This window comes from Alistipes ihumii AP11 (genome assembly GCF_025144665.1).
In the GTDB taxonomy this organism is placed as follows: domain Bacteria; phylum Bacteroidota; class Bacteroidia; order Bacteroidales; family Rikenellaceae; genus Alistipes_A; species Alistipes_A ihumii.
Genome location: NZ_CP102294.1, coordinates 2,185,118 through 2,197,911 on the forward strand (window position 1 = coordinate 2,185,118; position 12,794 = coordinate 2,197,911).

Annotated in this window: 12 protein-coding genes and 1 pseudogene; 9 read left to right on the forward strand and 4 right to left on the reverse strand. The window is 51.8% G+C overall.

Annotated features, from left to right (window positions below):
- Positions 1–26 precede the first annotated feature (26 nt).
- From NQ491_RS08800 to NQ491_RS08810, 3 genes are read right to left on the reverse strand one after another with little or no spacing between them, the layout of a single operon-like run.
- Positions 27–851 carry a DUF6562 domain-containing protein gene (locus tag NQ491_RS08800; RefSeq protein ID WP_019246891.1) on the reverse strand — a complete coding sequence of 275 codons (825 nt, stop codon included), beginning with the start codon at positions 849–851 and terminating at the stop codon, positions 27–29.
- Between the two features lie 12 nt (positions 852–863).
- A complete protein-coding gene (locus NQ491_RS08805; protein WP_019246892.1) occupies positions 864–1,904 on the reverse strand; it encodes a DUF6562 domain-containing protein in 1,041 nt (346 codons plus the stop codon).
- 14 nt (positions 1,905–1,918) lie between these two features.
- Entirely contained in the window at positions 1,919–2,935 is a 1,017-nt protein-coding gene (locus NQ491_RS08810) for a DUF3575 domain-containing protein (protein WP_259800656.1), read from the reverse strand.
- A gap of 1,081 nt (positions 2,936–4,016) precedes the next feature.
- Between NQ491_RS08810 and NQ491_RS08815 the strand changes: the two are divergent.
- The 9 genes and pseudogenes from NQ491_RS08815 to NQ491_RS08855 all read left to right on the forward strand — a co-directional run.
- A pseudogene (locus NQ491_RS08815) lies at positions 4,017–4,286 on the forward strand (HU family DNA-binding protein); the annotation flags it as partial.
- 274 nt (positions 4,287–4,560) lie between these two features.
- Positions 4,561–4,956 (forward strand): NifB/NifX family molybdenum-iron cluster-binding protein, encoded by a 396-nt coding sequence (locus NQ491_RS08820; protein ID WP_019246896.1) that lies wholly within the window; start codon positions 4,561–4,563, stop codon positions 4,954–4,956.
- An 11-nt stretch (positions 4,957–4,967) separates the two neighbouring features.
- Positions 4,968–5,171: a hypothetical protein gene (locus tag NQ491_RS08825; RefSeq protein ID WP_019246897.1), complete on the forward strand. Its 204-nt coding sequence runs from the start codon at positions 4,968–4,970 to the stop codon at positions 5,169–5,171.
- A 52-nt stretch (positions 5,172–5,223) separates the two neighbouring features.
- Positions 5,224–5,364, forward strand: coding sequence for a hypothetical protein (locus tag NQ491_RS08830; RefSeq protein WP_187119331.1), 141 nt, complete (start codon positions 5,224–5,226; stop codon positions 5,362–5,364).
- Positions 5,365–5,692: 328 nt separating this feature from the next.
- Positions 5,693–6,544, forward strand: coding sequence for a PepSY-like domain-containing protein (locus NQ491_RS08835; RefSeq protein ID WP_019246899.1), 852 nt, complete (start codon positions 5,693–5,695; stop codon positions 6,542–6,544).
- Positions 6,545–6,635: 91 nt separating this feature from the next.
- On the forward strand, positions 6,636–7,169 hold the full coding sequence (locus NQ491_RS08840) for a hypothetical protein (RefSeq protein ID WP_074431145.1): 534 nt from the start codon (positions 6,636–6,638) through the stop codon (positions 7,167–7,169).
- A gap of 302 nt (positions 7,170–7,471) precedes the next feature.
- Entirely contained in the window at positions 7,472–8,161 is a 690-nt protein-coding gene (locus tag NQ491_RS08845; RefSeq protein ID WP_026089822.1) for a hypothetical protein, read from the forward strand.
- Between the two features lie 27 nt (positions 8,162–8,188).
- Positions 8,189–8,857, forward strand: a complete 669-nt coding sequence (locus NQ491_RS08850; RefSeq protein ID WP_019246902.1) for a hypothetical protein — start codon at positions 8,189–8,191, stop codon at positions 8,855–8,857.
- Positions 8,858–8,880: 23 nt separating this feature from the next.
- Positions 8,881–10,434 (forward strand): BACON domain-containing protein, encoded by a 1,554-nt coding sequence (locus tag NQ491_RS08855; RefSeq protein ID WP_026089823.1) that lies wholly within the window; start codon positions 8,881–8,883, stop codon positions 10,432–10,434.
- A 224-nt stretch (positions 10,435–10,658) separates the two neighbouring features.
- Here the strand turns inward: NQ491_RS08855 and NQ491_RS08860 are convergent, their stop codons facing one another.
- Positions 10,659–12,191 carry a bifunctional GNAT family N-acetyltransferase/carbon-nitrogen hydrolase family protein gene (locus NQ491_RS08860; protein WP_019246904.1) on the reverse strand — a complete coding sequence of 511 codons (1,533 nt, stop codon included), beginning with the start codon at positions 12,189–12,191 and terminating at the stop codon, positions 10,659–10,661.
- Positions 12,192–12,794: the final 603 nt, after the last annotated feature.

The following is a 12,794-nucleotide window of genomic DNA, read 5'->3' on the forward strand; positions in this document are numbered from 1 at the left end:
TTCCGTTCATCGTGTCTTATATCGTCTTAATTCCCTGTGGCTTCCTCGAACGTGGCCGTTACGCTGGTCGCGTAGTTCCGCTGCAGCTGCAGCACGTCGATACCCTTGGTTACGTCGCCCACCGTGATCGAGAGGCCGACGGACTGTCCCGCGTTGGAGGGAACGAAGAGGAAGTCTTCGCCGACTGTTGCCGAGTTTACGGTCGTATTCGGGAATGCGACCGTTACGGTCTGCGGCCCGGACGTCTTTTCGGTCAGTACGTCGTACCGCGTCGGAACGTTCCGGTAGGTAACCGAAACCGCTTTATCGCCCGTGTTGAACGCCTCCTTGTTCCGCATCGTCAGTTTGGCCAACGGACGTTTCAGCGTGGCCGATACGCCGTTGCCGCCGTTCCACTGCACGTCGGGCAGGACGCAGGCGAAAGCGTCGCGTTCGCTGCCCGGGGCATAGGTCGCGGGCGTGCTGCCGGAGGTCATGGCAATCTTTATCTGCCGCAGATCGGCGGTCGCATAGGCTCCCGTGCCGTAGTCGGCCCAGAAGAGGAAGTCATACGTTCCGGGCACCAGCGCGATCTCGATGGCGGCTTCGTCAAACGTTCCGTTTGCTGTCTTATGCAGTACGCATCGGGGATTGGCGTCCTTTGTCCATGCCTCGAAGGTGTAGGTCAGCCGTTGTCCTGCAGCCGTCTCGCTGTGAGTCGCCGCTTTGGCCGCAGGTTCGTTTTTCAGTACGCTCTCGGAGCGCAGGGAAATCACACCGCCTACGGGCGCTAACCCGGGCGTGGGTTCCGTCTCTTCGCTGCAGCCGGTAAGGACGGTCAGTGCGAGGAACAGGGGAAATATCTTTTTCATTTGAATGTCGTATTAGTCAGGGATCACAATGTCGATTTCTCCGTCGAACCCGGGATTGATACCGATGCCGGGGGCATAATCGCGCGTGAGGAATTCGTCGCGGATCGTCGTCAGCTTGCCCCGCACGATCGGAACATCGATGTCTCCGATCTCGTTGAGCAGGTTGCCCTCGCCGTCACGGATCGTCAGATTGACCTTCACGGCCGATTCGGAGCCGTTGACGAAGATGTAGTCGCTGGCCAGATGCGCCTCCTTATCCGAAAGCGGTCTCATGGAACAACCGAACGACATGCCCGTTCGGGCGTCGTTGGGTTTGTTCGTGTAGGCGTTGAAGCCCGACGGGAAGTACCCCGCGTAGTCCACCTGCACCCGTATCGTCGAAAGGTCGGGATTCTTGGTAAGCAGATTCTCGGCTATGTTGCCTGCTTTCGTCCGCCGTGCGGCCAGCTCGTCGAGGAACTTATCGATGTCGGTGGTGATGAACTCGATCTTGGCCATCGGGCGCTGGAGCGTCACGGTCGCATCCACGGTTTCGTTCCAGCGGTCTCGGTAGGCTCTGAGATCGATCTCCTGCTGCGCGACGTAGGTATCCTTGTGGTCTTCGTCGCCGATGTAGCTTCCGGCCTCGGGCACGCTGATGGCCGAGAGCGAAGGAACCGTATAGTATTTGTCGGCCACGGAGCCGTCGTCCACATAGTCCATCCATGCTACGACGTGGTATCGGGCGGCATGCAGCGCCAGCGAGGTGCGGATCGTATGGTGTCCGTCCGCCGCCTGCTCGCAGCCGAGCACCCGCCGCTCCACGGGTTCGCCGCCGATCTCGTCGCGGAACACTTCGACGATCCAGCGTACGTCGTGCAGGTCGGCCTCCGATGCTTTGGAACGTCCCGTCGGCTCGTATGGCTCTATTTTCGGGTCGATCGCGAGGGTCAGATTCGCGTTGACCAGCGTGGGATCGACGCCTCCGTTTTCCGGAAATTCCAGTACGGTCTTGTCGCAGCCCGTCGATACGAGGACGAGCAAACAGGCGATATATATCGTTACTCTTTTCATCTTCTGCTCCTCCCTTATTTTCCGAACCGGTACACCAGGTTGATGCCCACCTTCGTCAGGCCCCAGTAGTTGTAGGACCGCCCCTTCTCGAAGCGGGCGCCGTTCGGTATATTATAATAAGTGTCGTATTTCGTGTGGACGTATCCCGCGCCGACGGTGAACTCCGCCGCCCAATGGCGGGCGAAGGGCAGCACGTAGCCGTAGCTCAGACCCGCGCCGTAGAAGCCGTCGGGCGACTGGTAGCGGTTCCTGTCGTCCACGGCGATATTGAAGGCGCCGACATGGAGATGCACGCCGAAAAAGTGGCCTTCCATCGGTTTTTTCAGCCAGTAACGGAATTCCGGTTGAACGGCCAGAAAACACAGACGGTAATCGCGTGCTACGGTGTAAGGACTGTAAATGATCGGCAGATCGACCGAGTAGCGGTCGCCGAAGCTGTACTCCACGCCGAGGTTGGCAACCGTGGCAGCCAGATAGGCAACGTTGGTCTTGACCGCCCAGCGGTAAGAGGGACGTACGGGATCGGACAGCATTCCTGCCAGAGCCTCGGCGACCGGCTGCGCCGGTTGCGGTTCCGGCTCGACAGGTGTCTCCGTGTCAGGCGTATCGGGTTCGGCAGAGGATTCCGGAGTCTCCGATTCCGGCCGACTTTCGGGTTTTTCGTTCCCGGACGGCGAATCGGACGGCACGACGTCTCTCTCGGGCAGGATGTCGGGAGTCGTATCCGCTTTCGCATTCGGAAACATATAGGCTACGGCGATCACATCGGTCATTCCGCGCCACCGTTGCGTGGAATTCGTCGTCCTGAAATGATCTTCTTTCAATCCCTCGTGAACGATAAAATAGGATTTGACCTGGTTGCTTCGATTCTTTGCGGCCGCCAGGTTCTCCTTGAAAGAGTCGTACGAGGAGCAGAAACCCAGTACGCGCACTTTCATGTCGCCCGATTCGATCGACAATCTGTGTTGTCGGATGGATCGGGTAAGCGACTTGATAGCGGCTGCGTTTCCCTTGTAATCAGCCCAGAACATACGTCGTTGCGGGGCGAATCGGAAAACAACCGTATCCTGCTTCCCCTCCGAGAGCGAGCTTGTCTTCTGCCGAAGACTCTCGCTGGTGCCGGCGGATACGTCGCGGCCCGTCTCCTGTGCCGTAACGGTCAGGCCATACAGCAGGAAGCCGAGCAAAAAGACCGCGCGGAGCGATCTCGAACAACGTCCGCGGACAGAAATACTTTCGTCAAAACAAGTCATTCGTTGCTATGTATTACCGTCAAAAACAGACTGAATTTTATACTTCGTCTGTTTAATCGTTGATTAAAACGTTGGTTTTCAAAGGTAAAGATACGAAAATATAGATATTATTTCCAATGAAATCGTTAATATTTTATGTGTCAGTTTTTTATGATCTATGTAAGTGTCTGTTATTCAGATTTATGGGAGGATTTCTTCTGCTCACCCGTTTGAATGAACATATAATCTGCAGGCTAATTAGTCTGATTGTCTTTCGTTTGCAGGGCGTTGTCCGATTTCTTCCTTTCGCAATGCTGTTTTTGAAGCAATTCCTGCGTCGAGGCGCACAATTGTTATTCGGAGGCGAAGACAGAGCGGAGACTTCACCGTCGGCGGCCTTCGTGCCAACAGACATTTTTCCTGTCGCGCCCTCGGAAACGTTGTATGTCCGCTGCCGGCTTCGCGTCCCGACGCCGTCGTCGGACGGTCTTGCCGCCGCTGCGAAAAACTCTGTGTCCGCACGGATCCGCCGGACTTTACCGCATCACGACGGAGCGCATCCGCACCTTAAATTCGATCGCCGGATTCCGCGTCGCACGACCGAGGGCGTTTATTGGTGATTCGCTGGCACATAGGTGCTTTTCGGTGCGGATATGATCCTTGGTACAACCCGTGGCTTACATGAAAAGGTTCCCCTGCAAATGCCACTGTCGGGGTTTGCAACGGGTTGTTTTTTCAGTGGATTTTGAAAATGGTCGTGTCGCCCGAGTCCGTATTTCCCGGTAAGCGGAAATGCTGAAAAAACTTGTCGAAAGAAGGTTATTATCCGTTTTTGCCTATCTTTAACGGCGGAATGGAATTTCTGAAATAAAATCAGGCTATGACAAAAGCTGATATCGTTGCCCAAATTGCCGAAAAGCGGGGATTGGGAAAAGCGGTTGTTCTCGACGTCGTGGAAACGTTCATGGAATGTGTGAAGGAGTCGATGACCGGCGGAGAGAATGTTTATCTGCGCGGTTTCGGCAGTTTTGTCATCAAACAGAGAGCGGAGAAAGTAGCCCGCAATATCTCGAAGAATACGACGGTGGTCATTCCTGCGCACTCCATCCCGGCGTTCAAATCTGCCCAAACGTTCATGCAGGCTGTTAGGAGACGGATGCAAAATAACCGGATTTGCGGCCATCGTCAAAAAACGAATGGTCCCTCCCTGCAGCGGCGGCGTACCTTGTGGACCTGCTGCCGTCGGTAAGCCGTGCCGAAGCAAGCGGCCCTCATTCTGAGACGGAGTTTTTGTTTCGCTGACGTTGGAAGGCCCTTGACTTCGATATCACGGATTTTATCCTCGCGACGGAACGTTATGACGAAACATGCAGGCACGAACCGAAAACGAAATCGACAAATAATCAACCGAATATTCAAAAATCATGAAAATTGCAATTCCTACGAGAGACGGCCGCATCGACGACCATTTCGGTCATTGCGACCATTATACGATTTACACGATCGAAAATAAAACCGTCATTTCCCGCGAAGAACTGCCTTCGCCGCAGGGTTGCGGATGCAAGTCGGGCATTGCCGCCGACCTGCAACGCCTCGGTGTAACGGTGATGCTGGCAGGGAATATGGGCGAAGGGGCCAAAAACAAACTCGAAGCCCATGGCATCGCAGTAGTGCGAGGATGCAGCGGTGACATAGAAACGGTGGTCAAGAACTATTTGGCAGGGTTCATTCTCGATTCGGGAAAGGGGTGTGCAGGACACGACGGGGCGCATCAATGTGGAAATCATGGCCATGAGCATGTGCACGAGGCCGGACACTGATTCTGGAGACCATGAAAAACCGGCTGAAAACGAATATCCTGATCGACATCGGCCTGTTGCTTGCCATGACAACGGTCAGTTTCAGCGGTTTCGTGATGAACGTTATCGTTCCTTCGCGTCATGCCATCCGTCATTCCGGAGTTCATGCTTATGCATCGCGACTTTTCGGCATGGGCGGCATGACTGGGGGACGATCCACACATGGGCAGGCGTGATATTGCTACCGGGGTTATTATTATAAGGGAGAAGCCGATATCGGATCAAAATATGAGGGGCGTGAAAACAGTGTCACGCCTCTTTTTTGTACAGGCCATTTCCGGTTACGAGGACAACCTTCTCTCCGGAGAATGTGATTTCGGCGGCGTCATCGGCGGCGAGGCTTCTCTCTTCGCTCCTTCCGTTTTATGATGACTTCGACAGCTTTACGGTGGTAGTCTTCGTTTTTCCCGGTTCCGTGATTGTACGGCGGGGCGATGATATCCTTCGAGAACTCGGTATACGTGAAAAATAAGAAATATCAGTTTGACGAGGTTTAGGTAAACTTTTGCCCGTGATACATATAGACTACACTTAAGCATAAACATCCGGTTTGTTGTCCCGATGTACTGAATTTTCAGGATTCCGATCGCAGAAAATAAGTTATGTTGGTCGATTTCAACCTATAGCCACGGGGCATTTGTTTATCTGGATCGTTTCCCGTACCTTCGTTTTACCTTAACTTTAAATTGTTTTTATTATGCAATTAAAAACGTATTTCATGATGCTTGCATTAGGAATATGTGGAGCAGTCATGCAAAGTTGCGATGACGATGATGACAATTTGAACGTTCCCGAAGAGTTGCGGTCTGCGTTTTCTCAAAAATATCCGGGATCCGTTCCGGAATGGAAAACCCGGAGTAATTATTATATTGCTGATTTCCGGGACCAAAGTTACGAAGCCGAAGCTTGGTTTACTTCCGATGCTATTTGGTTGATGACCGAAACGGATATTCCTTATGCGGCTTTGCCCGAAGCCGTGAAAAACGCTCTTCAGAACAGCGAGTACGCAACATGGAACCGGGATGATGCAGATATGTTAGAACGCAAAGGCTTGGAACCTGTCTATGTTTTGGAGGTGGAGCAGGGCTCTCGGGAAATGGATCTTTATTACAATGCGGAGGGGATTTTGATCAAGGCGATGGAAGATTACGAGAACGATTCCGAGAGTTACCTGCCGATTGAACTTCCCGAAGGGGTGAAAAATTTCTTGCAGGAAAAATATGCGGAATCCAAAATCGTAGAAACGGACCGAGAGCACGGACGACTTGAAGTGGATATCATTCACCATGGAGTTGTCAAAGAGGTCGTTTTCGACGACAGTGGAAATTGGCTTTCTACATCTCGGGAGATCGGTTGGAATAGTCTTCCGGAAGTTGTCAAGATTGCTATTCAACGGGAAATTAGCAATAATTATGTCGGTTATGAAGCCGATGATGAGCCCGAACAGGTGGAAACGCCGGACGGAAATTATTATCGAATCGAGTTGGAAGCAGAGCAAGCCAAAGATTTGATTCTCAAGATTCGGGAAGACGGAACTTTATTGCAATAGATTCGTGCGCATAAGCATACCGACAGACGAACGAGATATCCGTTTGCCGGCATGTTTGTTATGGCATATATTTTAACTCGGCTATTTACTCATGAGAAAAATCGGTTTGTTGATATTTTTTGCAGTCTTTGCTTGTTCCTTGTCTGCACAAAACAGGCTTTCTGTTTTTATCGGAAATGCCAATCGGTATGCTTCGGTCGACTTGTCGGATTTTTGTCGGCGTCTCTGCGTGGAATACGATATTTCGGCGGAATCGCTCAATGATTATTATCGACGCTGCGGTAGAGACTGGGGGCATGTGGGTCTTGCTTTGGAGATTGCCCGGACATCCGGAAGAAGTATGCGCGATGTCTGCGATCATTACAGACGTTATAGGAGCGAGGGGTGGAGCCGTATCCTGATCGAATTGGGAATCGGTCCGGAATCGTCGTACCGAACCCCTTTCTATGATCGGGTACATAGTCATAGTGATTATTGGTACGAGCATTATAATTCCTATTGCCAGCGGCATGGAAAATATCATCCGCACAGACATCCGCATAAATATAAGAAGTATCCCAAACACGGATATCGAAAATACGGAAGGTATCACGACGACGACGACGACGATGACGACGACGATTGAATTTCGGGTGATTATCGCCGGGGGATCGTTGTTCGTATGAATTGTTTATGAAAAAGATTTTGTTGGTTCAGGTCTGTTGCTTGGCAGCATTCGAGACGGTTTCGGCCCAAGAGAAAATGCCGTGTAAGATTACGTTTGGGTGGTGGTGCGAATTCCTTTATCAACGCAATCTTTCATCTCGGGGGCAATTTACGTTGACAAATTCCCTGTTTGGGAGAGAACTTCCGTAACAGAAATTTACAATTGCTGCTGCCGGATTACGATCCGACGAAATATTGATCCAACTTATAAATTTAAACATTATGAAACGGTTTTTACTTTGTACTGCAACTGTGTTGGCCATGTTCGGCAGCATTTCCCATGCTGACGCCAAAGATCCGGAAGATCAGGAATTCCGGCACGTAGTCGTAACTCTCAAGTCCGGGGAAAAAGTCGAAGGCTATCTCCATCGGGGATGGCATGCGGAGGGTGCTCTGCTGAAACAGGAGAACTATTCGTTCAAAATCACCAAGACGCCCGATGACAAAGAGCCCGTCAAATATACGGCCGATGACGTAGAGAGTGTCGAATATACCGAGACGACGGAGGAAAATCCGGACGGCATTCGCTGGGAGGCCCTCGATATTGCTGCTCCAGGACTCACGAATTGGCACCGCACTTATCACAGACTGGTTTGTGTGAACAAGGCCGGAGAACATGCGACAACCTATTGGTGGAAGACGTGGACGACGGAACGAGTGGGTAACAGAGACCGCAGGGTGCTGACAACCATATACGGCATACGTTTCCACAATGATCCCGGCCGAATCGTCTATCCGTATATGTATGTCGGTACGATGTTGATGGACAAACTGCATCCCGGGCTGAAGGCATTTTATAAGAAATGGTTTAAAGGTGCCGAAGGCAAAATACGTAAAAAAGAGGCCGAAGAGAACGACGCATGGATACTCGATATGTACGATGCGTATCTGGCAAGCCGGCCCAATGAATGATGACCGATATTCAAATATGCTGAAAACATGAAAAAATTACTGGTAGTTTGGGCGCTTTTACTGGCAGCCGTTTCCGCGAATGCCGCAGATAAGAAGTGTCCCGGAACCGTCCATTTTCTGGACGGCCGAACGCTGGAATGTACCAGCATTACGATCCCCGGATGGATCGACGCCGAAGTGTCTGTCGAGGTATTTTCCGACGGAAAGAATCAACACAGGACGTTGGCGGCCGCGGAAATCGCTTATCTTGAACTTTGGCCGGAAAAGAATCCCGAAGCCAAAAACGAACTTTATTGCGTCCCGTTCATCAAGGAAAAAGGGAAAAAGAAGATCCCGGCAGCCCGATGGCTGGTCCCGGAATCTTCGGGCAAGCATGTCGCCTTCTTTACCCGTTATCAGACTTACAAAATGTCTAATAAAGGGCTGGTCGGGATTGTAAACCATAAATTGAACGTAACCGAACCGAGTGCCTATTTTTGGAAATCGGGCGAAAAGAGTCCCGTATTCCTCGGCCAGTATCTTTTCTTTCAGAATTCGAACAGGAAAATGATTGCGCTGGTAGAACGCTATTTTGAGGATGATCCTGCCATGTTGGAGCAAATTCGTCAGCAACGTTGGCTCGGCAAAGGAGGCGGGGTTGCGGCGCTGTTTGCTTTCGTTGCGGAACATTACGTCCCGCAACAGGAACAGAAATAGCGGTCGAATAGCATTGAATTGCCATGAATAGGTTTCCGATACTCCTCCTTTTCGTCTTCATGGTGACGGCATGCAGTCCGGAAGGAGAACATGTTCCGTCGCCATCGGAACCGGATGCCATAACCCTTGCACCCGGTACGCCGTCCGTTAAGGAATTTCCGGCAATGGGCGGTTTGTGGGAGTTGCGATTCTCCGCGACAAAAGCATGGAGTGTTGTGCCGGCCGATCCGGTCCATGCGGAATGGTATCGGATCGAACCGGCGGAGGGAGACAACGGTAATGGGACGGTAAAGGTAACCGTATTGCCGAATATTACCACGGAAAAACGAAGCGCAGAAATAATCATCCGCTCGGGGCGGGCGGAGCAAAGATTGTCTTTTGCGCAGCAAGCTTCGGATATGGAGCCGTGCGGTGAAGAAGAGGTGCGCCGTTTCCTCGAAAAGCTTTATCAGGATACCGGCGGTGACAATTGGCGCTTCCCGGAAAACTGGTGCACGGACAAACCTTTGTCCGAATGGGGATCGTCTGTCAAATACGAAGACGGGAAACTCTCGCTGATTCTCGGCGAAAACAACCTGCACGGAAAAATCGACTTGTCGGGATGTACGGCATTGGTGTCGCTTCGCTGCGCGAAAAATTCGCTGACGGAGATTGACGTTTCCGGTTGTCCGCTGTTGGAGGAACTGGACTGTACGAACTGCGGAATTTCCGGTCTGGACGTTTCCGGCTGTTATTCTCTCCGGCGGCTGCTCTGCGGTTACAATGGTCTCACGGAACTCGGTCTGTCGTCCTGTCCTTACCTGACGGAACTGAATGTTCCTTATAACGGGTTGGGGGCATTGGACATTTCGTCATGTCCGGCTCTGACGGACTTGAACTGTGCCGAAAACCGGTTGGAAAAGTTGGACATGGCAGGACGGGAAGACCTTCGGATGCTTTTCTGTTATGGCAACCGGCTCTCCGTACTGGATTTGTCGAAATGCTCCTCGCTGACGCTTGTGAACTGCGGGGCGAACGGAATGACCCGGCTCGATCTCTCCGGCTGCGAAAAACTCGGCCGGCTCTATTGTTACGACAATCGGCTCGAAACTTTGAACTTGTCTGATTTTGCGCCGCTACTCAGTGAATTATACTGTTATGGGAATCGGCTGACCGAATTGGATCTGTCCGGGACCGATCGGCTTTCGCAATTCGAATGCTCCTACAACAATCTGCAACGCCTCGACTTGACGGGCTGTAAATCGTTGCGCATCGCGGGGTGTGCGCGAAACGCATTGCGCTCGATAACCCTTTTCGGTTGTGAAATGCTCGGACAATTGGATTGTTCGGGCAACTTGCTGGAGAATATCGATATTTCAGCTTGCCCGTATCTGACCGAATTGATCTGTACCGATAACCTGATTTTGTCGGAGATACCGGAGTCGTTCGATCGATTGACGCTTTTCGAACATGATATTCGATACGAATACAGTGTGGAAAAAGATGCTGTCACGGGGCAAGAAAAAATCGTTTATACGGATCGGGGTAAGGGATGGTGGTACTCCGGAGAGCCGGATAAAGGGTGCCACGGTCGTTGATATTACACATCTGTATTCTGCCGCTAACCTGCCTTCCGATCATAAAACTTTCGTAACAGATTGTTATCGAACGGGAGGGAGTATGCGCTTACGTTGCAGCTGCGTACGACTCCGCGCTACGATCTGAAACGAAAGCCGTATCGGGGGGATGCAGAAAATTTCAATTTCGCATCTTGGTGTCGGCCGATCGACATGATTCTCGTCAAGCAAGTGTCGCGGACCGTCTATTTTTTCATCCGCACTTCGTATAAGTCGTTGCGACGGTCTTTGAGATTGCGGACGCTGCCGTAAGTGTGCAGTTCGTTCAACAGGTTCAGGTTGACATCCGAAATAAGGATCATCTCCGTATTGGGCGTCGCTTCGGCGCGCCGTCCGTCCGTAGGAAAAGCGAAGTCGCAAGGGGTGAAGACCCCGGAACGTGCGTACTGAATGTCCATGTTATGCACTTTGGGCAGGTTGCCCACACTGCCGGCGATCACTACGAAGCATTCGTTTTCAATGGCGCGGGCGTGGGCACAGACTTGTACGCGCGAATAGGCGTTCTGCGTATCCGTGAGGAACGGTACGAAAAGAATCTGCATTCCTTCGGAGGCCATAATGCGCGAGAGTTCCGGAAACTCTACGTCGTAGCAGATCAATACGCCGACCTTCGCGCAATCCGTCTCGAATGTGCGAATCGTCTTGCCGCCGCTCAGTCCCCAACATTTCATCTCGTCGGGCGTGACGTGTAATTTCTCGTACATTTCGTAGGTCCCGTCGCGGCGGCAGAGGAAGCCTACGTTGTAAAGCTGTCCGTCTTCCTTGATCTGAGGCATGCTGCCCGTGATGATATTGATGTTGTACTTGATGGCCAATGCAATGAACCGTTCCCGGATCTCATCCGTATATTGCGCCAGTCCGCGGATGGCCTCCGATTCGCTCACATCGTTGAACCGTGCCATGAGCGGGGCATTGAAATATTCGGGAAAGAGGACGAAATCGCTCTGATAGCCGCTTACGGAATCGACGAAAAACTCCACCTGTTCGAACAGGTCGTCGAGGGTTTTGTAACTGCGCATTTGCCACTGTACGATGCCTACGCGTACCGTAGTTTTGGGCAGGATGTACTCTTCGGTCGGAGCTTGGTAATAGATGTTGTCCCACTGGAGCAGACAGGCGTAGTGGAGCGACTCCTCGTCATTGGGCAGATAGTTGCGCATTACCTTGCGGACATGGAAGTCGTTCGAGAGCTGGAACAGCAGTACGGGATCGACGATTTCCCGCTGGCGTACCTTGTCGATATACTCCTTGGGACGCATTTGGTCGGCATACTTGTGATAGTTGGGCAGGCGGCCTCCGAACATGATGGCTTTCAGGTTGAGTTTTTCGCATAGTTCCTTGCGGTACTCATACATGCGCCGCGCCAGCCGCAGTCCCCGGTAGTCGGGATGGATGAAGACCTCGATACCGTAGAGGATATTGCCTTTGCGGGTGTGGGTGTCGAAGGTTTCGTTTCCCGTGACTTGAGCGTAGGTGTGGTCGTTCTTCACATCATCGTAGTGCACGATGATCGAAAGAGCACAGCCTACGATCTTATCGTCTATGACTACGACGATCTGCCCCTCGGGGAAAATGCGTATCAGTTTGTCGATCTGCTCCGGCGTCCAAAAGACGTCGCTTCCGTCGGCATAGACTCGGGTGAACGAGGCGGCCAGCTGGTCGTAATCTTCACGTTGCAGGTTGCGTATCTCTACTTTGTTGATCTCTAACGGGTCCATTGAATTCGTTTTTGACGGTGCAAAGATACCCAATTTTGCATCTGGATATTCTTGAAAACGCACAAAAGTAAATCGTTGTAATACGCCTGAATCCGTCGTGTTTTTACAGCGTTGAACTGAAAATATCCGGTATTCTCGCCCCGGCGGATGCCCGGCGAAAGCAAATCTCGGTATCGATGGGCGCTGTCGGAGACAGAAAGGCTAAGAAGTTGGGACGGAACACGGAGCCGCTTGTCTGGCAAGAGAAGCAGATGCGTGCAATGTCGCAGGAGAAGATAACAGGAAACATAAATGACTTTTTGCCCGAAAATTCACGAGGGACGCAGACGAATATTCGGGATATTACCTGCATACGTCGACGGACTCATTGTTCGGCCGAACCGGATTGACGTCGATTTTTAGAAATCTATGGCCGATCCCGTATGAAGTATCTTTGCGGCGGACATGTTCGGAAACCGGTGTCTTGGAAACCGGATCGTCTGGGCAATGACCCGTGTCGTTTCAGATTCTCCTGCGACCGTGCGATCAACCTGTGCGGTATTGCAATAGCCGAGGGAATGAAGTCCGGTTATCTGTTTTATATGCTATCGGAATTTAGTTTGC

Bases quoted from the DNA above. Each gene is read 5' to 3' on its own strand.
- NQ491_RS08800 (WP_019246891.1), bottom strand. From the start codon at position 851: ATGAAAAAGATATTTCCCCTGTTCCTCGCACTGACCGTCCTTACCGGC.
- NQ491_RS08805 (WP_019246892.1), bottom strand. From the start codon at position 1,904: ATGAAAAGAGTAACGATATATATCGCCTGTTTGCTCGTCCTCGTATCG.
- NQ491_RS08810 (WP_259800656.1), bottom strand. From the start codon at position 2,935: ATGTTCTGGGCTGATTACAAGGGAAACGCAGCCGCTATCAAGTCGCTT.
- NQ491_RS08820 (WP_019246896.1), top strand. From the start codon at position 4,561: ATGAAAATTGCAATTCCTACGAGAGACGGCCGCATCGACGACCATTTC.
- NQ491_RS08825 (WP_019246897.1), top strand. From the start codon at position 4,968: ATGAAAAACCGGCTGAAAACGAATATCCTGATCGACATCGGCCTGTTG.
- NQ491_RS08830 (WP_187119331.1), top strand. From the start codon at position 5,224: ATGAGGGGCGTGAAAACAGTGTCACGCCTCTTTTTTGTACAGGCCATT.
- NQ491_RS08835 (WP_019246899.1), top strand. From the start codon at position 5,693: ATGCAATTAAAAACGTATTTCATGATGCTTGCATTAGGAATATGTGGA.
- NQ491_RS08840 (WP_074431145.1), top strand. From the start codon at position 6,636: ATGAGAAAAATCGGTTTGTTGATATTTTTTGCAGTCTTTGCTTGTTCC.
- NQ491_RS08845 (WP_026089822.1), top strand. From the start codon at position 7,472: ATGAAACGGTTTTTACTTTGTACTGCAACTGTGTTGGCCATGTTCGGC.
- NQ491_RS08850 (WP_019246902.1), top strand. From the start codon at position 8,189: ATGAAAAAATTACTGGTAGTTTGGGCGCTTTTACTGGCAGCCGTTTCC.
- NQ491_RS08855 (WP_026089823.1), top strand. From the start codon at position 8,881: ATGAATAGGTTTCCGATACTCCTCCTTTTCGTCTTCATGGTGACGGCA.
- NQ491_RS08860 (WP_019246904.1), bottom strand. From the start codon at position 12,191: ATGGACCCGTTAGAGATCAACAAAGTAGAGATACGCAACCTGCAACGT.